General features: G+C 70.7%; 19 protein-coding genes and 1 pseudogene. 3 read left to right on the plus strand and 17 right to left on the minus strand.

The features are described from left to right. Position 1: 1 nt before the first annotated feature. Positions 2–1,123 carry an alkaline phosphatase family protein gene (locus FHX45_RS09745; RefSeq protein ID WP_167099000.1) on the minus strand — a complete coding sequence of 374 codons (1,122 nt, stop codon included), beginning with the start codon at positions 1,121–1,123 and terminating at the stop codon, positions 2–4. Positions 1,124–1,180: 57 nt separating this feature from the next. Here FHX45_RS09745 and FHX45_RS09750 point away from each other — a divergent pair, with 57 nt between their 5' ends. Beyond that, complete coding sequence (locus tag FHX45_RS09750; protein ID WP_167099003.1) at positions 1,181–1,387, plus strand: FmdB family zinc ribbon protein; 207 nt, start codon at positions 1,181–1,183, stop codon at positions 1,385–1,387. Positions 1,388–1,453: 66 nt separating this feature from the next. Here FHX45_RS09750 and dhaM read toward each other — a convergent pair whose 3' ends face one another. From dhaM to nucS, 7 genes are all read right to left on the minus strand, one after another. After that, complete coding sequence (gene dhaM, locus FHX45_RS09755; RefSeq protein ID WP_167099006.1) at positions 1,454–2,131, minus strand: dihydroxyacetone kinase phosphoryl donor subunit DhaM; 678 nt, start codon at positions 2,129–2,131, stop codon at positions 1,454–1,456. After that, positions 2,128–2,751 carry a dihydroxyacetone kinase subunit DhaL gene (gene dhaL, locus FHX45_RS09760; RefSeq protein ID WP_167099009.1) on the minus strand — a complete coding sequence of 208 codons (624 nt, stop codon included), beginning with the start codon at positions 2,749–2,751 and terminating at the stop codon, positions 2,128–2,130. The genes dhaM and dhaL overlap by 4 nt, the downstream gene beginning before the upstream one ends. Positions 2,752–2,755: 4 nt before the next feature. Next, positions 2,756–3,757 carry a dihydroxyacetone kinase subunit DhaK gene (gene dhaK / locus FHX45_RS09765; protein ID WP_167099012.1) on the minus strand — a complete coding sequence of 334 codons (1,002 nt, stop codon included), beginning with the start codon at positions 3,755–3,757 and terminating at the stop codon, positions 2,756–2,758. A 35-nt stretch (positions 3,758–3,792) separates the two neighbouring features. Continuing rightward, the gene (locus FHX45_RS09770) at positions 3,793–4,788 is read right to left on the minus strand and encodes a DUF3558 domain-containing protein (protein WP_341771416.1); all 996 of its coding nucleotides are present in this window, start codon (positions 4,786–4,788) and stop codon (positions 3,793–3,795) included. A 47-nt stretch (positions 4,789–4,835) separates the two neighbouring features. Beyond that, the gene (locus tag FHX45_RS09775; protein WP_167099015.1) at positions 4,836–5,108 is read right to left on the minus strand and encodes a hypothetical protein; all 273 of its coding nucleotides are present in this window, start codon (positions 5,106–5,108) and stop codon (positions 4,836–4,838) included. A 13-nt stretch (positions 5,109–5,121) separates the two neighbouring features. After that, complete coding sequence (locus FHX45_RS09780; protein WP_167099018.1) at positions 5,122–6,822, minus strand: sodium:solute symporter family transporter; 1,701 nt, start codon at positions 6,820–6,822, stop codon at positions 5,122–5,124. Between the two features lie 236 nt (positions 6,823–7,058). Then, positions 7,059–7,718 (minus strand): endonuclease NucS, encoded by a 660-nt coding sequence (gene nucS / locus FHX45_RS09785; protein WP_167099020.1) that lies wholly within the window; start codon positions 7,716–7,718, stop codon positions 7,059–7,061. Positions 7,719–7,806: 88 nt separating this feature from the next. On the opposite strand from nucS, the gene FHX45_RS09790 reads away from it, so the two are divergent. Then, a complete protein-coding gene (locus FHX45_RS09790) occupies positions 7,807–8,358 on the plus strand; it encodes an NUDIX hydrolase (RefSeq protein WP_243869656.1) in 552 nt (183 codons plus the stop codon). Positions 8,359–8,401: 43 nt separating this feature from the next. Here the strand turns inward: FHX45_RS09790 and FHX45_RS09795 are convergent. From FHX45_RS09795 to FHX45_RS09825, 7 genes and pseudogenes are all read right to left on the minus strand, one after another. Then, a pseudogene (locus FHX45_RS09795) lies at positions 8,402–9,400 on the minus strand (MFS transporter); the annotation flags it as partial. A gap of 208 nt (positions 9,401–9,608) precedes the next feature. Beyond that, positions 9,609–10,382 carry an enoyl-CoA hydratase-related protein gene (locus FHX45_RS09800; protein WP_167099026.1) on the minus strand — a complete coding sequence of 258 codons (774 nt, stop codon included), beginning with the start codon at positions 10,380–10,382 and terminating at the stop codon, positions 9,609–9,611. Between the two features lie 64 nt (positions 10,383–10,446). Further along, positions 10,447–11,211, minus strand: a complete 765-nt coding sequence (gene ehuA, locus FHX45_RS09805; RefSeq protein WP_167108690.1) for an ectoine/hydroxyectoine ABC transporter ATP-binding protein EhuA — start codon at positions 11,209–11,211, stop codon at positions 10,447–10,449. Between the two features lies 1 nt (position 11,212). Continuing rightward, entirely contained in the window at positions 11,213–11,869 is a 657-nt protein-coding gene (gene ehuD, locus FHX45_RS09810) for an ectoine/hydroxyectoine ABC transporter permease subunit EhuD (RefSeq protein ID WP_167099029.1), read from the minus strand. Then, on the minus strand, positions 11,869–12,576 hold the full coding sequence (ehuC, locus tag FHX45_RS09815; protein WP_167099032.1) for an ectoine/hydroxyectoine ABC transporter permease subunit EhuC: 708 nt from the start codon (positions 12,574–12,576) through the stop codon (positions 11,869–11,871). Before ehuC ends, ehuD begins: the two co-directional genes overlap by 1 nt. 22 nt (positions 12,577–12,598) lie before the next feature. Beyond that, positions 12,599–13,492 carry an ectoine/hydroxyectoine ABC transporter substrate-binding protein EhuB gene (ehuB, locus tag FHX45_RS09820; RefSeq protein WP_167099035.1) on the minus strand — a complete coding sequence of 298 codons (894 nt, stop codon included), beginning with the start codon at positions 13,490–13,492 and terminating at the stop codon, positions 12,599–12,601. A gap of 154 nt (positions 13,493–13,646) precedes the next feature. Then, positions 13,647–15,668: a protein meaA gene (locus FHX45_RS09825; RefSeq protein WP_167099038.1), complete on the minus strand. Its 2,022-nt coding sequence runs from the start codon at positions 15,666–15,668 to the stop codon at positions 13,647–13,649. A gap of 131 nt (positions 15,669–15,799) precedes the next feature. Between FHX45_RS09825 and FHX45_RS09830 the strand changes: the two genes are divergently transcribed. Beyond that, on the plus strand, positions 15,800–16,423 hold the full coding sequence (locus FHX45_RS09830; protein ID WP_167099042.1) for a LysE family transporter: 624 nt from the start codon (positions 15,800–15,802) through the stop codon (positions 16,421–16,423). 1 nt (position 16,424) lies between these two features. On the opposite strand, the gene FHX45_RS09835 is transcribed toward FHX45_RS09830, so the two are convergent. Then, positions 16,425–17,000, minus strand: coding sequence for a Uma2 family endonuclease (locus tag FHX45_RS09835; protein WP_167099045.1), 576 nt, complete (start codon positions 16,998–17,000; stop codon positions 16,425–16,427). Between the two features lie 5 nt (positions 17,001–17,005). Then, entirely contained in the window at positions 17,006–18,280 is a 1,275-nt protein-coding gene (gene murA, locus FHX45_RS09840) for a UDP-N-acetylglucosamine 1-carboxyvinyltransferase (RefSeq protein WP_167099048.1), read from the minus strand. Positions 18,281–18,300: the final 20 nt, after the last annotated feature.

The following is an 18,300-nucleotide window of genomic DNA, read 5'->3' on the forward strand; positions in this document are numbered from 1 at the left end:
CTCAGGCCCGCGCGATCGCCAGCGGGACCAGTTGTTCGGCCGGGGTCAGCGAACCGTGCTGCCCGATCAGCGCGGACTCCAGCGGCTCGGCGGTGCGGCGCACCATGCCGAACTGGTCCCGCGCCGCCGCGATGACATCACCGAACCGGGGGCGCACCCGGTCGCTCACCCGTGGCCCGAACCAGCCCGCCGCGATCGCCTCGGCGCGGGAGACCACCCAAGCCCGGCTGCCCAGCGTCTCCCGCCAGGCGGCCAGCACGTCCTCCGCCGCACCCGGCCGGGCGTAGACGTGCCGGATCCGGGGGTCCCCGCCCAGCTCGCGCACGCCCGCCGACAATGCGGGCGTGCGGTCGAGGTCGACGACGTCGTCCAGGGCGACCATCCCGTGGTCGGCCACCACCGCGAGCACCCGGCCGGGCGGCAGGCCGTCCACCAGCGACTCCACCAGGCGGTCGACCTGCCGCAGCTGCATCAGCCAGGCCGGTGAGCCCGGCCCGTAGCGGTGGCCCAGCTCGTCGAGCTGACCGTGGTAGGCGTAGCAGAACCCGGCCGGTTCACGCAGGGCACGCAGGGTCTCCGCGGCGAGGTCGCCCATCGCGTACACCCCGCGGTAGTCCCCGCCGCGCTGGACCGCACGGGTGAGCGGCGACTTCGCGAACTTCGCCTCGGCGACCACCACCGCCCCGACACCGGCCGCCACCGCGCGCTCGAACGTCGTGGGCAGCGGCTGCACCTCCTCCGGCACCAGGTCCAGCTCGCCGCCGCCGGGATGACGCCGCCAGCGCAGGGCGTTGAGCACGCCGCATCCCGGGACCTCGAAGGTGTAACCCGCCATGCCGTGCTCGCCCGGCGCCAGGCCCGTGCCGATCGCGGCCAGCCCGGCGACCGTGGTCGACGGGCACCCGACCGTGAGGGTGGCCCGCGTCAGCTCGGCCAGCACCGGCGCGTGCGCGGCGTGGGTCCGCAGCAGTTCCGCGCCGAGGCCGTCGATGAGGAGCACGCACGCGCCGGCGGCCTCGGGCAGGGCGAGCGTGTTCGCGTACCCGGGGACGCCGAGAGTGGCGAGGACGGAGGGCACCACCTCGGCGAGGTGCCCCCGGCCGGACACGGTTGGCAGGTCCACGGGGTCAGCTTGGCAGCAAGGTGGCTGCCCGCGCACGCTCTGCCGGATAATGACGGCATGCCGACCTACGCCTACCGCTGCCGCGAATGCACGGGCACCTTCGAGGTGAACCGGCCGATGAGCGAATCGAGCGATCCGGCTCGCTGCCCGGAGGGGCACGCGGACACCGTCAAGCTGCTCACGACCGTCGCGCTGACCGGCTCGGCCACCGGCGCGCCGTCGGGCGGCGGGTGCTGCGGCGGCGCCTGCGGGTGCGGCCACTGAGCCGGTAGGCCGAGGCCGCCCACCCGGGCGGCGCTGAACCGTGCGGCCCGGGTGCAAGTGGGACGGTCAGGCGGGTTCGCCGAAGTTGTCCGCCACCATCTCCTGCACGACGCGCAGCGCTTCGGCGGCCTGGGGGCCGACGGCGCGGACCTGGATCCGGTCGCCCTTGCGCGCGCCCAGCGACATCAGCGCCAGCACGCTGTGCGCGTCGGCCTCCTGATCGCCCAGCCGGACGGTCACCTCGGCCTCGATGCCGGCCAGGCCACGGGCCAGGACCGCCGCGGGCCGGGCGTGCAGGCCCACCTCGTTGCTCAGCGTCAGCTCGACGCTGTCCCCGGACGGTTCCGGCGCGGCGGCCGCGAGTTCCGGCGGCGCCCCCGCCGCGGACGCGGCCTCCAGCACGCCGGCGCGGTCGGCCCCGTTCTGCGCCGCCACCGCGGCCGCGACCGTACCCTCCACCAGCGGCGCGTCGGCGACCACCACGGCCTCCGGGTCGGGCAGCGACTCCACCGCGAGCTCCGCCGTCATCTGCGCGCTGCCCAGGTCGTAGAGCAGCACGACCCCGGCCCCGGAATCCGCGCGCTGGACGGCGGCGACGACCGAGTCGTAGTCCGTGCCGATGCCACCACCGGGCATGCCGCCCGCCGGCACGATCGTCACGTCCGGCGCCATCTGCTCGGCCACCTCGGCGACCCCTTCGGCGAGCTTGGCGCTGTGCGAAACCAGGACCAGGCCGACGGTCATCGGGCCGCCTTCGCGAACGCCTCGAGCAGCAACGCCGTCGAGCGGGCGCCCGGGTCGAGGTGTCCCGCGCTGCGCTCGCCGAGGTAGGACGCACGGCCCTTGCGCGCGACAAGATCCACAGTGGACTCGGCACCGGCCGCGGCACCCTCGGCGGCCGCGGCCAGGACCGCCGCGACGTCCCCACCGGCCGCCTTCTCCGCCGCCGCGACCGCGGGCAGCAGGGCGTCCACCATCGTCTTGTCGCCCTCGACCGCCTTGCCCCGCGCCTGGACGCCCTCCAGCCCGGCCCGCAGCGCGGCGACGATCTCCGCCGCACCCAGCTCCGGCTGGCTCGACACCACCGTGGCCGCACGCAGGAAAGCCGTCCCGTACAACGGTCCGGCGGCGCCGCCCACCTTCGAGATCAACGTGGTGGCCACGAGCTTGAGCACCGCGCCCGGGGTCTCGGGCGCCCCGCCGTCCAGCGCGGCGACCACCGCCTGGAAACCACGGTTCATGTTCTCGCCGTGGTCACCGTCCCCGATCGCGCGATCGAGGGCGATCAGCTCGGCGCGGTGCTCGGCGATCGTGGCCGCCGCGTCCCGCAGGGCGTTCACGACGCCGTCGGGCGTGCATCCCATGTCTTCATGCCTTCCAGCGCAGTGCGGCGGTGTTCACCGGCGCGTCCCACAGTTCCGTCAGCTCGTCGTCGAGTCTGAGCAGGGTCAGGCTGATGCCCTGCATCTCCAGGCTGGTGATGTACGGCCCCACCAGCCGACGCTCGACCATGATGCCCCGATCGGCCAGCAGCCGCTCGGCGATCCCGTGCGCGAGGTACAGCTCGACCAGCGGGGTGCCGCCCATCGAGTTGGTGAACAGCAGCACCCGGTCGCCGCGCTCGAACGGCAGGTCGTCGACGATCGCGCCGACCATCCGAGCCACCAGGGCGTCGGCCGGCTCGGCCGCGATGCGCTCCCGGCCCGGCTCGCCGTGGATGCCGATGCCGAACTCGATCTCGTCGGCGCCGAGGTCGAAGCTCGGCTCTCCCACGTGCGGCACGGTGGGAGCGGTGAGCGCGACCCCGATCGAGCGGACCTGGCCGACGATCTTGCGGGCCAGCGCCTCGACCGCGTCCAGCGAGTCGCCGCGTTCGGCCGCCGCGCCAGCGAGTTTCTCCAGCAGCACGGTGCCGCCGACACCGCGGCGCCCGGCCGTGTACGTCGAATCCGCCACCGCCACGTCGTCGTCGATCACCACGCTGCGCACGTCCAGGTCCTCGGCCGCGGACAGCTCGCCCGCGGTCTCGAAGTTCAGCACGTCACCGGTGTAGTTCTTGACGATCAGCAGTGCGCCCGCCTCGCCGGTGGTCGCCGAGATCGCGGCCTGCACGGCGTCGGGGGTGGGCGAGGTGAACACCGCGCCCGGCACGGCGGCGTCGAGCATGCCGGCACCGACGAACCCGCCGTGCAGCGGCTCGTGCCCGGATCCACCGCCGGAGATGACCGCGACCTTTCCCGCCACGGGCGCGTCGGCGCGGACCACCACGTTCGGGTCCTCCTGGACCCGCAGGATGTCCGCGTGCGCGGCGGCCAGCCCGCGCAGCGATTCGGTGACCACGTTCGCCGGATCGTTGATGATCTTCTTCATGCCCGCCTCCTGACTCCGTCGTCGCACTCTTCCTATCAGGCCCTGGGCAGCTTGGGCAGGATCGTGTCGACAATTCGCCGGGCTTTGCCACACGAATCGTCCCCGGCGGCGTCATCGTGGTAGTTCTCGTATTGGAATTTGACGACCTCCCCCTCGTCCGCACCCTCCAGGTCACCGATCTGCAGATGGGTCCAGGTGATGGTGCAGGTGTTGCCGGACTTGGTCTCCTTCTTCTGGTACGCCGTGATGCCACCAGCGAGGGTGATGCGGGAACCGTTCCAACCCTCGGACGGCTCGTAGGTTTGCGAGATCCCCAGCCAGCCGTAGGCGGTGCCGCCGGTCCAGTGGCAGTCGTGCAGGCTGCTGGGTTTGGCGGTGGCGCGGCCGAGGACCTCGGTCAGCACGGCGTCGTCCGCGAGCGCGCACGGGTCGAGGGACACCGCCGAGTTCGCCGGGCGCCGCTGCTGGGGCGGGCCGGCGTGCACCTCGCGGAGGACCTCACGCAGCACCGTCATCCCCGCGCCGCAGGCGTCGCCGCCCTCGTAGCTGACCTGGACGGCGATGCCCAGCCTGTTCGCGGGGTCCGTGAGCGCCGAGACGACGCACCCCTCGTTCTTCGGCGTGTCCTTGTCGTCCAGGTCGTTCTCAACGACGGGCAGGCCGTCGACCGTGCCAACCTGGGGGGACGCCGTATCGACCAAGTCGCCCATGGTGAGGGCCAGCCGGGCCTCCTTCCCGCCGGCGTCGGTCACCTTGATGCTGCACCCGTCGAAGCTGTCCGTGTACATGCTGTCGGGTACCGGAGTGCCGACGCCGGTGACCGTGTCGCCCCGCAGGATCCCGCACGGGTCGACGGTGCGCAGCGCGTCCAGCCGCACCGCCGGATCGTCCACCGGCCCCGGGGCCACGCTGATCTCGGTGACCGTGGTGCGGGGGAAGTTCTGCCTGGCCAGGTCGGGGCCGCAGGCGGACACGGTCAGGGCGAGCAGGACCAGCGGCACGAAACGGCGGGGCCGGGCGACACGGAACACGCGATGCACCGTAGCCGCCCGACCCCGCCGGGTCGTGGGGAACCTGCCTATTCCGCCGGGGTCTCGTCCCCTTCCGTCACCGGGACCCGGATCGGCCGCACGAGCGCCCAGATGACCATCAGGGCGGTGAACACCAGCAGGCCGATGCCGGCCCACAGGTTGATGTTCACGCCCGCCGCCTTACGCAGGTCCGCGTCGTCGGTGAACGCGATGCCCGAGACGGTGAGGACCACGCCGTACACGCCGGTCAGCAACGCGATGATCAGCCGGATGTCGAACGCGCCGGCCCGGCGCGTTCCCACGCGGGTTTCGCTAGCCATGTGTGCCAACCTCCTAGAAGGCGATGTTCAGCGCGATCGTGACGACCAGGACGATGCCGGCGAGCAGACCCGGGTTGCGGTACCAGCCCGCGTCCGCGCCGGTGGTGGTGTGCCGGCGCGACTCCTTCGGGGTCAGCGAGTAGACCAGGCCGACGAGTTCAGCGTCCGGGCGCGGCTGCGTCACCGCGGTGATGGCGACGCTGACGACGATGTCGACCACGAAGGCGGCACCGGCGCCGATGAAGCTCGCGCCCTGCCCGGGCAGATCCCACACCTTGGTCTCGGCGAGCAGGAACACCACGATCGCCGACGCGGTGCCGGCCAGGAGACCGATCCACGCGGCCTTCGGCGTCATCCGCTTCCAGAACATGCCCAGGATGAACGTGGCGAACAGCGGCGCGTTGAAGAACGAGAACAGCTGCTGCAGGTAGTCCATCAGGTTGGAGTACTGGGAGGCGATGGCGGCCGTGCCGATGGCCAGGATCGTCGCGCCCGCGGTCACCCAGCGGCCCATGTTCAGGTAGTACGAGTCCGGCTTGTCCTTCTTGACGTAGGTCTGCCAGAGGTCGTAGGTGAACACTGTGTTGAACGAGCTGAGGTTCGCCGCCATGCCGGCCATGAACGAGGCGAGCAGCCCGGCGATCGCGACGCCCAGCACCCCGTTGGGCAGCAGGTCACGCATGAGCAGCAGCAGCGCGTTGTTGAAGGTCGCGCCGCTGGGTGCGGAGCCGCCGTCGAGCAGCGCCTGCTTGTTGGCGCCCTGCAGCTCGGTGACCGTGACGGCGGCGATCATGCCCGGGATGATCACGATGAACGGGATCAGCATCTTCGGGAAGGCACCGATGATCGGCGTGCGGCGCGCGGCCGACATGCTCTTCGACGCCATCGCGCGCTGGACCTCGACGAAGTTCGTGGTCCAGTAGCCGAAGGACAGCACGAACCCGAGTCCGAACACCAGGCCGAGGACCGACAGGAAGTTGCTGCTGAACCCGGTCAGCTGGTTACCCGGCCAGGAGGTCAGCTGCTCGGCGCCACCGGGGCTGTTCGTGACCTTGTCGACCAGGCCGTTCCAGCCGCCGACCTTGTAGAGGCCGACGATGGTCAGCGGCACCAGGGCGGCGACGATGACGAAGAACTGGAGCACCTCGTTGTAGATCGCCGCGGACAGGCCGCCGAGCGCGGTGTAGGTGAGCACGATGACCGCGGCGATGACGATCGAGAGCCAGATCGGCCAGCCGAGCAGCAGGTTCACCACGCTGGCCAGCAGGTACAGGTTCGCCCCTGCGATGAGGATCTGCGCCAGGGCGAAGCTGATGCCGTTGGTCAGGTGTGCGCCGGTGCCGAAGCGGCGCCGCATGAACTCCGGCACGCTGCGGACCTTGGAGCCGTAGTAGAACGGCATCATCACGATGCCGAGGAACAGCATCGCGGGGATCGCGCCGATCCAGAAGTAGTGGGCGGTCGGCAGGCCGTACTGCGCACCGTTGGCCGACATCCCCATCACTTCGATGGCGCCGAGGTTGGCGGAGATGAAGGCGAGCCCGGTGACCCACGCCGGCAGCGACCGTCCGGACAGGAAGAAGTCGATGCTGCTCGACACCTGTTTGCGGGCCAGGTAGCCGATGCCGAGCACCAGCACGAAGTAGAACGCGAGCAACACGTAGTCGATCGCGTGCGCATCAAGTCGCAGGTTCGCTGCGGCTAGGACATGCACCGATGCACCTCCGGGAAGTCCAACATCTCCGAACAAAAATCACCACGATCGAGTGACAAACGCACATTACTACGCGGTAGCCCGACTGTGCACATCAACAGGCGCGACTTGACCGTGTCGAAATCAAATTCGTGATCACCCAACCCCGCAGCGTTACCAGCCGCAACTCAGCAGCCCGGACGCACGACGGCCCCCGCGCGGCGCGGGTGCGCCGGGCGGGGGCCGCCGGAGCCGGGTCAGAACAGCCGGAGGTCGTCGGACTCGGTGCCCCGCAGGGCGTCGTAGTCGAGCGTGAGGCAGCGGATGCCGCGGTCCTCGGCGAGCGTGCGGGCCTGCGGCTTGATCAGCTGCGCGGCGAACACGCCCTGCACGGGGGCGAGCAGCGGGTCGCGGTTGAGCAGCTCCAGGTACCGGGTGAGCTGTTCCACACCGTCGATCTCGCCGCGCCGCTTGATCTCCACCGCAACCGAACCGCCGTCGGCGTCCCGGGCGAGGATGTCCACCGGCCCGATCGCCGTCGGGTACTCCCGGCGGACCAGGGTGTAGCCCTCGCCCAGGGTGGTGATGTGCTCGGCCAGCAGCTCCTGCAGGTGCGCCTCGACGCCGTCCTTCTGCAACCCCGGCTCGGCGCCGAGGTCGTGGCTGATCTCGTCGATCCGTTCCGCGATCGTGATGACGAGCTTCTCACCGGCCTTGTTCTGCACGGTCCAGATGTCGCCGTCCTCGATCAGCCAGCACGGCGGGCTCATCCAGTTCAGGGGCTTGTAGGCGCGGTCGTCGGAGTGCACCGACACCGAGCCGTCCGCCTTGATGAGCAGCAACCGGGTGGCCATGGGGAGGTGGGCCGTCAGCCGGCCGGCGTAGTCCACTTGGCATCGAGCGATCACGAGACGCACCCGGCGAGGGTAGAAGATGCTTCGGCAGACTGGACGCGTGGATCCCATCGAACGGCTCGGCTCCCGCGAGGTGTACCGGAACAACTGGATGACCGTGCGCGAGGACGACATCCGGCGCCCGGACGGCTCACCCGGCATCTACGGCGTGGTGGACAAGCCCGACTACGCGCTCGTGGTCCCGCTCGACGGCGACCGGCTGCACCTGGTGGAGCAGTACCGGTACCCGCTGGGCCTGCGGCGATGGGAGTTCCCGCAGGGCACCGCGCCGGACCTGGCGGAGCTGGACACGCTCGAACTGGCCGCGCGGGAGCTGCGGGAGGAGACCGGGCTGGTGGCCGGGTCGCTGATCGATCTCGGCCGGCTCGACGTCGCGCCGGGCATGTCCAGCCAGCGCGGCCGGGTGTACCTCGCCACCGGCCTGACGGAGGGCCCGCACGAGCGCGAGCACGAGGAACAGGACATGCGCACCGCCTGGTTCAGCCGCGCCGAGTTCGAGAAGATGATCGAGCGCGGGGAGGTCACGGACGCGCAGTCGATCGCGGCGTACGGGCTCCTGCTGCTGCACGAGCGCCGGCCATCGCCAGAGCGCCGAGCACCGGACCGATCGACAGCAGGGTCACCGCGTCCCGCCAGCCCGTGACGTCGGCGAGCAGCGGGAGCAGCTGGATGGTGACCGCGCTGACGACGAAGCCGGCGGCGGTCATCGCGGTGAGGGCGGTGCCGACGTAGCGGGGATCGGCCACTTCGGACAGCGCCGCGGAGAACTGGGCCGAGTCGGCGATCACGGCCGCGCCCCAGAGGAACAGCAGCGGGACCAGCAGCGGGGTGCCCCAGGCCACGACGGACAGCACGCCGCATCCGGCGCTGAGCAGCATGGCGCCGATGGTGACCGCGGTGCGCCCGGCTCGGTCGGACAGCAGTCCGCCGAGCAGCGAACCGGCCGCGCCCGCGAGACCGATGACGGTGAACGCGCTGCCGGTCCCGGCGGCCGGGAGGTAGACGGGCAGCCAAGCCCACAGCGCGTACAGCTCCCACATGTGTCCGAAGTAGCCGAGGCAGACGAGCCGCTGCAGGCGGGCGCGGGCCATGCGCAGCAGGTAGCGCGGTTCCCAGCGCGGGGCCGGCTGCCAGTCCGGGCCGGGCCGCACGCAGGCGACGGCGACGAGGGCGGCGAGGAGTGCGAGCGCCGCGGCGACGTCCAGGACGGCCCGCCAGCCGCCGATGCCGGTGAGCAGGCCGGGCAACGCCGAGCCCACGGTCAGCGCGCCGACCAGTATGCCGAGCGCGAGGCCGCGGGCGCGGCGGAACCAGGACACCACGATCTTCATGCCGACCGGGTAGACGGCGGCGAGCGCGAAGCCGGTCAGGAAGCGCAATGGAGCGGCGGCGGCCGGACCGGCCAGCGGGAAGGCGGCCGTCGCGGCCGCGCCCAGGGTCGCGCCGCCGGCGAGGAGCCGCTGCGGCTCGAGCCGGTCGGCGAGGTTGAACGCGGCGGACACGACCGCACCGGCGGCGAACCCCAGCTGCACGGTGACCGACAGCAGGATCCCCGCCTCCCGGGACAGGCTCCAGTCCACTCGCAATGCCGGCACGACGGTGGAGGCGGAGAACCACAGGCTCATCGCGAGAACCTGCACGACCGCGATGACAGCCAGCTGCGCCCCACGCCGTCGGAAGATCACCCGTCGTGCCTATTGGCGGCAACTCGCCGACGTCAACGAAGCGGAGTGCCGGTCATCCGATCGCGTGGATTCGATCCCACGGCGCGGAACCACGCACCCGGGCACGCGACCGCCACCCCCGTGACCCCGGCCCCGGGTGGGACACGCCCGACGCTCACGGGCGAACACGCCGACCGGAGCGGTGAACACGGCGGCGGGGGCGGCGCGGTCAGGCGGGCCACTCCGGCTTGCGCTTCTCCAGGAACGCCGCCATCCCCTCGCGGGCCGCGGGGGTCTGTGAGGCCGCCGCCATGACCTCGACCGCGATGGCGTACGCGTCGGCCTCCGGGCGGTCCAGCTGGGCGTAGAGGGTCTGCTTGCCGAGTGCCTTGCTGGCCCGGCTGCCGCGTGTCGCGCGGGCCAGCAGGTCGGTCACCGCCGGGTCCAGCTCCGCGTCCGGCACCACGCGGTTCACCAGGCCCCACTCCAGCGCCGTCGCCGCGTCCACGACGTCCCCGGTGAGCGCCAGCTCCATCAGCCGCTTGCGCCCGATCGCCCGCGCCACCGGCACCGCCGGGGTGTGGCAGAACCAGCCGCCCTTGCCGCCGGGCAGCGCGAAACCGGCCGACTCCGCCGCGACGGCGAGGTCGCACGAGGCGACCAGCTGGCAGCCGGCCGCGGTCGCGAGCCCGTGCACCCGAGCGATGACGACCTGCGGCACCGACTCCATCGTCCGCATCAGGCGCGTGCACAGCGTCAGCAGCCGCCGGACGCCGTCGTGGTCGCGGGCGGCCACGTCACCGAAGTCGTGCCCCGCCGAGAACACCGGCCCCGCCCCGGCGAGGACGATGCCCGTCGCATCGGTGGCGGCGGTCTCCTCGAACGCGGCCAGCAGCTCGGCCAGGTGGGCCTCCGACAGGGAGTTGCGGCGGGCGGCCCGGTTCATCGTGATCGTGACCGTCGCGTCGTCGCGCTTGACCAGGATGTGCTCGTACTCGGCCATGGTCCGACGCTACCCCGCGACACCGGTGCCGCGCTTCCCCCTGGCGGCGGACGGGCGGGGACGCTCAGCCCCGGTCCAGCACCGCGTGCAGGAATTCCCGGGTCCGCTCGTGGTCCGGGTCGGTGAACAGCTTGTCCGGCGGCGCGTCCTCGATGATCTGCCCGTGGTCGAACATCAGCACGCGGTCGGACACGTCCCGCGCGAACTGCATTTCGTGGGTGACGCACAGGAACGTGATGTCGGTGGTCGAGGCGATCTCCTTGAGCACCTTGAGGACTCCCGCCACCAGCTCGGGGTCCAGGGCGGAGGTCACCTCGTCGAGCAGCAGCACCTCGGGCCGCATCGCGAGCGCCCGGGCGATCGCCACGCGCTGCTGCTGCCCGCCGGAGAGCTGGGACGGGTGGGCGTCCGCCTTGTCGCTCAGCCCGACCATCTCCAGCAGCTCCCGGCCGCGCTGCTCGGCCTCCACGCGCGGCAGCCGCAGCGCCCGGATCGGCGCCTCGGTGACGTTCTGCAGCACCTTCATGTTCGGGAACAGGTTGAACTGCTGGAACACCATCCCGATCCGGCGGCGCATCCGGCGCTGGTGCTTCTCCCCCGCGGGCACGAACCGGCCGTTCTTCTCCACGTGCGACAGGCATTCCCCGCCGACGTAGATGCGGCCGGAGTTCACCTGCTCCAGGGTCATCAGCAGCCGCAGGATCGTGGTCTTGCCCGACCCGCTGGGCCCGATCAGCGTCACGAACTCGCCCGGGCGCACGGTGAAGTTCAGCTCCCGCAACACCACCTGGTCGCCGAACTTCTTGACGACCCCCTCGAACCGGATCATCTCAGAGCTGTCCGACACGGCGTTCCAACCTTCGCACCAGGATCGACGACGGGTAGCTGATGAGCAGGAACAGGATGCCCGCCAGCGTGTACGGCTCGAGCACCTGGAAGGTCTGCGCGCCCTGTTCCTTGGCGCGGTTGAGCACCTCGAGCACGCCGATGCTGAGCAGCAGCGGGGTCTCCTTGAACATCGAGATCATGTAGTTGCCCAGCGCGGGCAGCACCCGCGGCACGGCCTGCGGCAGCACGATCCCGGTCCACACCCGGGTCCGCGGGATGCTCAGCGCGGTCGCGGCCTCCCACTGTCCTTTCGGGACGGCGTCGATGCCGGCCCGGTACACCTCCGCGGTGTAGGTCGCGTAGTGGATGCCGAGCGCGATCACCCCGGTGAGGAACGCCGACGGCGTCACGCCGAGCGCCGGCCAGAGCAGGTAGAAGATGAAGAACACCTGGATCAGCAGCGGCGTCGAGCGCACGACCTCGATGAACAGGTACACCAGCTGGCTCAGCACCGGTATCCGCGCGCGCCGGAGCAGGGCGAGCACCAGCCCCAGCACGTAGGCGACCAGCGAGCCGAGCACGGTCAGCTCGACGGTGACCAGCAGTCCCATCAGCAGCAGCGGGATGGATTCGGCGACGTAGTTCCAGTGCCACGTCATCAGGTGGTCACCCCCACCCTGGCGAACGCCTTGTCCCGCTTGGGCGGCTGCCGTCCGAGCCGTCTGGCGAGCACGCGTTCGGTCAGGCGCATGACCACGGTGATCACGATGGCGATCACCAGGTAGCAGACCAGCTCCACGCCGTAGATCAGCACCAGCTGGCTGCCGTACACCGGCCGCAGCAGCTCGCCCTTCTCGGTGATCTCCCCGGCCGAGATGAAGTACAGCAGCGCCGTGCTCTTGAGCAGCTGGATGAAGAGGTTGTTGAACGGCGGCAGCATCTCCACGACCGCCTGCGGCAGGATCACCCGGACCATCCGCTGCGCGGGGCTGAACGACAGCGCGACCGCGCCTTCCTGCTGCGCGCGCGGCACGGACTGCACCGCGCCACGGACGATCTCCGCGCCGTAGGCGCCGTGGTTCAGCCCGAGCACGATGATGCCGGCGAACAGCGGGACCAGCTTGAACCCGACCAGGGCCGGCAGCACGAAGTACAGCCAGAACAGCTGCACCACCTCGGACGTCCCGCGGAAGCCCTCCACATACACCCGGCTGACGAACCGCACCGTGCGCGACCGCGAGAGCATCGCGAGCCCGGCGAGGAAGGACAGCACGATGGTCAGCGCGATGCCACCGGCCGCCGCGGTCACGGTCGCGCCGAGTCCACCGAGGATGGTGCTGATGATGTTGCCCGTCGAGCCGGACACGACGCGTCCCCGCCCTCGGGCGTCAGGCCGAGCAGAGCTTGTCGGTGGTCAGACCGGGCTTGGGCAGGTTGCTCTGGTCGAACCCGAACGGCGACGCGATGCGGAGCCATTCCCCGTTGTCGTGCAACGTTTTCAGCTGTGCGTTGAACGCGTCCCGCAGCGAGGTGTCATCCTTCCGGAAGACGAAACCACCCGCGGTCTGCACCGGCTGCCCGTTCTGGGTGGGCTGGAACCCCGGCGTCACCTCGACCCCCGCGTTCGGGTTCTGCTTCGCCAGCCACTTCAGCGAGATGTCGGTCAGCGCGGCGCAGTAAACGCGCCCGGTGGTCACCGCGCGCAACATGTTGTCCTGCGTGTCCAGGGTTTCGATCTGGTCGTCGGTCACCCCGGCGGCGGTGGCGAAGCCCTTCTCCACCGCGGCCGAGAGCACCGCGAGCTTGACCTTCTTGGCGGCGACGTCGGCGAGCGTGTTGATGCCCTGCGGATTCCCCTTGGGCACCAGCAGCGCGGTCAGCGCCGAGTAGTCGGGATCGGAGAACAACGCCGCGTTGCAGCGCGCGGGGGTGATGTTCATGCCGGCGGCCACCACGTCGAACTGTTTGGCGTTGAGCGCCGGGATCAGCTGGTCGAACGGCACGACGTTCGCCTGCACCGTGTCGATCCCGATCCCCTTGAACACCGCGCGCGCCACTTCCGGCGCCTCACCCGTGGTGTTGCCGGAGGTGTCGGCGAAACCGTAGGGCGCCTCGTTGGCAATGCCGATGCGGATCGTTTTCGCATTCTTCGCGGATTGGAGCGTGTCGCCGCTCCCCGTGCTCTGACAGGCCGCCAACAAGGTCGGCCCCGCGACCGCGGCGGCGCCCAGAACCGCCGATCGCCGGAAGAAGTCCCGTCGCGTCCATTGACCGTGCGTCATCTTCGTCGCACCCCTTGTTCGGTTCGGCCGGTTCACCGAACGTAGGTGCTTCGATCGGAACGGTCAAAAGAAGCAATGAGATCGCCACTTGCTGTTATCGGAAAGAGATCAACGTTGAGTGTGGACACGAGGCACGGAACGTGACAGATGTGGCTCAGTCCTGGGGCAGGTCGTGGCGTTCCCGGATCACCGTGACGATTTCGTCCATGATCCCGGTCAGCTCGTAGTCCTTCGGCGTGAAAACGCGCGCGATGCCTCGTTCGCGGAGCAGCCGGGCGTCCCCGGGTGGGATGATTCCGCCGACGATCACCGGGATGTCCCCGGCGCCCGCGGCGCGGAGCCCGTCGACCACCTGCGGCACCACCTCGAGGTGCGAACCGGACAGCACCGACAGACCGACGACGTGCACGTCCTCCTGCACCGCGGCCGCCACGATCTGCTCCGGGGTGAGCCGGATGCCCTGGTAGACCACCTCGAACCCGGCATCCCGGGCGCGCACCGCGACCTGCTCGGCGCCATTGGAGTGGCCGTCCAGTCCGGGCTTGCCAACCAGGATCCGCAGCTTCTCGCCCAGGTCTTCCCCGGTCGCCCGCACCCGGTCACGCACCCGGGACAGCTCGCCCGCGTCCCCGGACATCGCCGCCGCGGACACCCCGGTGGGTGCCCGGTACTCGCCGAACACCTCGCGCAGCGCCCCGGCCCACTCCCCGGTGGTCACGCCGGCCGCCGCGCACGCGAGGGTGGCTTCGAACAGGTTCCCGGAGGTCTTCGCGACCTCCCGCAGGTGCGCCAGCGACGCATCGGCCACGGCCTGGTCACGGTCGGCACGCCACCGCGCCAGCGCCGCGACGGCCTGCTCCTCCACAACCGGGTCGACGGTCTCGATCGCCTGGGCACCCTCGGCCTGCAGCGGGCTCGGTTCGGTGGTGGCGAACCGGTTGACCCCGACGACGATCCGCTCGCCGGTCTCCACCTCCCGCCGGTACTCGGCAAGGGAGGAGACCAGCTGGGACTTCAGGTATCCGCTCTCCACCGCGGCCACCGCACCACCGAGATCCTGCACCTGCTCGATCTCGGCGCGCGCCCCCGCGACGATCTCTTCCACTTTGGACTCGACGACGTGCGATCCCGCGAAGATGTCCTCGTACTCCAGCAGATCCGTCTCGTAGGCGAGCACCTGCTGCATGCGCAGCGCCCACTGCTGGTCCCACGGGCGCGGCAGGCCGAGCGCCTCGTTCCACGCCGGCAACTGGATCGCGCGGGCCCGTGCGTCACGGGACAGCACCACGCCGAGCATCTCCAGCACGATCCGCTGCACGTTGTTCTCCGGCTGCGCCTCGGTCAGCCCGAGCGAGTTGACCTGGACGCCGTAGCGGAGCCGGCGCGCCTTCGGGTCCGCTATGCCGTACCGGTCGCGCGTGATCTCGTCCCACAACCGGGCGAACGCGCGCATCTTGCACATCTCTTCGACGAACCGGACACCGGCGTTGACGAAGAACGAGATCCGGCCGACCACCCTGGCCATGTCGCCCGGCTCGACCTGACCGGAGTCGCGCACCGCGTCCAGCACGGCGATCGCGGTGGACAACGCGTAGGCGACCTCCTGCGTCGGGGTCGCGCCCGCCTCCTGCAGGTGGTAGCTGCAGATGTTGATCGGGTTCCACTTCGGGACGTGGTGCACCGTCCAGGCGATCACGTCGGTGATCAGTCGCAGGCTCGGCGCGGGCGGGAAGATGTGGGTGCCGCGGGACAGGTACTCCTTGATGATGTCGTTCTGGGTGGTGCCGGTGAGCTGCGCGAGCACCTCGTCCCGGTCGCGGCCGGCCGCGTCGGCCTGCTCCCGCGCGACGGTGACGTAGAGCGCGAGCAGCCACATCGCGGGGGCGTTGATCGTCATCGAGGTGTTCGCCTCGGCCAGCGGGATACCTTCGAAGAGGCGGCGCATGTCGCCCAGGTGCGCGACGGGCACCCCGACCTTGCCGACCTCGCCGCGAGCGAGCGGATGGTCCGGGTCGTAGCCGGTCTGGGTGGGCAGGTCGAAGGCCACCGACAGGCCGGTCTGCCCCTTGGCGAGGTTGCGGCGGTAGAGCTCGTTGGAGGCTGCTGCCGACGAATGCCCGGCGTAGGTGCGCATGACCCAGGGGCGGTCCCGGTCACGGTCGGTGGGGTAGGGCATCGGTGCACCTCCTGCGGAACGACACCCAGAGCGTACTGGGCGGTAACTCGCGTGCAGCCCCGCAAGGACGCACGTCACGTGTGCGAAATCGGCCTGACGTCGCCCGGGCCGCCGGAGTTAGCCTGACAGACGTGACGTGGAGCCTGTACCTGAGCTATCTGGTGTTCGCCCTGATCATCGCGGCATTGCCGGGCCCGGACACGATGGTGGTGCTGAAGAACGCCCTGTCCGGTGGTGCGCGGGGCGGGCTGTTCACGTGCGCGGGCATCGCGCTGGGCAACTTCGTGCAGGCCACCGCGGTCGGGCTCGGGCTGGGCACGCTGATCGTGCAGGTGCGGCCGCTGTTCGAGGGCGTGCGGTGGGCCGGTGTGGCGTACCTGTGCTGGCTCGGGTTCCAGGCGCTGCGCGGGGCGCGGCGCGGCGACTACGAGACGGTCGGCGCGCTGGAACGCCGCCGGGCGAGCGGCCTGCGCCGGTTCCGCGAGGGGTTCCTGTCGAACATCACCAACCCGAAGGTGATCGCGTTCTACCTGTCGGTCCTGCCGCAGTTCCTCGACCCGGCGACGACCGGGGCCGGCGATGCGCTGCTGCTGGCCTACACCGTGCTGGTGGTGGGCACCGTGTGGCAGCTGATGCTGCTGGCCGTGGTGCGCCAGGTGAGCGGTTGGCTGAGCCGGCGCCGCGTCCGCCGCACCATGGACGCCCTCACCGGCACCGCGTTGATCGGCTTCGGGATCGGGCTGGCCGTGGAGTGAGTCAGAGCAGGGCGGCCAGGTCGAGCGTGACGGCGAACGGCTCGGCAACGGCCGCCTTGCCGGTGTCCGCACCCGCCGGGGTGTAGACCCGCGTGGCCGGGTCGAGGCGGTAGCGGAACAGGGAAACCTGCTGGGGATCGTCGGTGAGGTTCTCGATCCGCCAGAAGTGCGGGATTCGCGCATCAGCGTATTCGCCCGGCTTGTCGATCCGGTCCGCGACGACAGAGCCGGGCGACATCACCTCGACCACGAGCAGGCAATGCTCCGGCCGGAGCACGGCGTCCTCGTCCAAGGAGCCGTCGTACACGACGAGGTCCGGCCTCCGGTTGAGCAGAGGCACGTCGCGGAGCCGGAGATCGACGTCGAAGTCGACTTCGTACGCCGGCCCGCACACCCCGGCCAGGACGTAGGAGAGATTGCGGATGATCCGCTGGTGCGCCCTGCGAGGAGCCGGAGCCACGACAACGGCTCCATCGACGATTTCCAGACCGCGGCAGACTTCCTCCGGAAGGGCTTCGTAGTCTGCCGCCGTGAGTCCGTCAGGCGGGAGCACCATCCACTCGGGCAGCGCCGTCATCGCGCTCAGCAGCGCTCCGCCGCGCCGATCACCCGCTCCACCCTGGCCCCCAGCCGGTTCAGGTTCTCGACGAAGTACGGGTACCCGCGGTCGATGTGGAACACGTCCCAGATCTCGGTGATCCCGTCGGCGCACAGGCCGGCCAGCACCAGGCCCGCGCCGGCGCGGATGTCGGACGCCCAGACCGGCGCGCTGGACAGCTTGTCGACCCCGCGCACCACGGCGTGGTGACCGTCGGTGCGGGCGTCGGCGCCCAGGCGGACCATCTCCTCGATGAACCGGAACCGCGCCTCGTACACGTTCTCGGTGATCATCGACGTGCCCTCGGACACCGCGGAGAGCGCGACGGCGAACGGCTGCAGGTCGGTGGCGAACCCCGGGTAGGGCAGCGTCACGAAGTCGACCGACTTGGGCCGGTCGTTCTGCACGACCCGGAACCCGCTGTCGTCGAACGTGGTCACGTCGGCGCCGGCCATGCGCAGCTTCTCCAGCACCAGGTCCAGGTGGTGCGGGTTGACGCCCTTGACGGTCACGTCGCCCCGGGTCATCGCCGCGGCGAAGGCCCATGTCGCGCCCACGATCCGGTCGCCGATCACCCGGTGCTCGGTCGGGTGCAGCTCGGACACGCCGTGCACGGTCAGCGTCGAGGTGCCGGCACCCTCGATCCGCGCGCCCATCTCGTTGAGCATCACGCAGATGTCGACGATCTCCGGTTCCCGCGCGGCGTTGTCGATCACCGTGGTGCCCTCGGCCAGCACCGCGGCCATCAGGATGTTCTCGGTCGCCCCGACGCTCGGGAAGTCCAGCCAGATCTGCGCGCCCTTGAGCTCGTCAGCCTTGGCCACCACGCAGCCGTGCTCGATCGTGCTGGTCGCGCCGAGCGCGCGCAGCCCGTTCTGGTGCATGTCCAGCGGGCGCGACCCGATCGCGTCGCCACCGGGCAGCGCGACGACGGCGCGCTTGAGGCGTCCCACCAGCGGCCCGAGTACGCAGACCGAGGCACGCAGCTTGCCCATCGCGGGCGAGTCGGCCCGGTGCGACAGCTCGGGCGGGGTCGTGATCTTCGCGGTACCGCCGTCCAGGACCACCTCGCACCCGACGCTGCGCAGCACGTCCGCCATCAGGGGGACGTCGAGGATCTGCGGGCAGTTGGTGATGGTCGTGGTGCCCTCGGCGAGGAGGGCGGCCGCCATCAGCTTGAGAACGCTGTTCTTGGCCCCGACGACCTCGACCTCGCCCACCAGCCGCGCACCACCGTGCACGTCGAAGTGCTCGCTCATGGCCGCCATCATGCCTTCCG

Origin of the sequence: Amycolatopsis granulosa (assembly GCF_011758745.1) — a bacterium.
Lineage (GTDB): Bacteria > Actinomycetota > Actinomycetes > Mycobacteriales > Pseudonocardiaceae > Amycolatopsis_E > Amycolatopsis_E granulosa.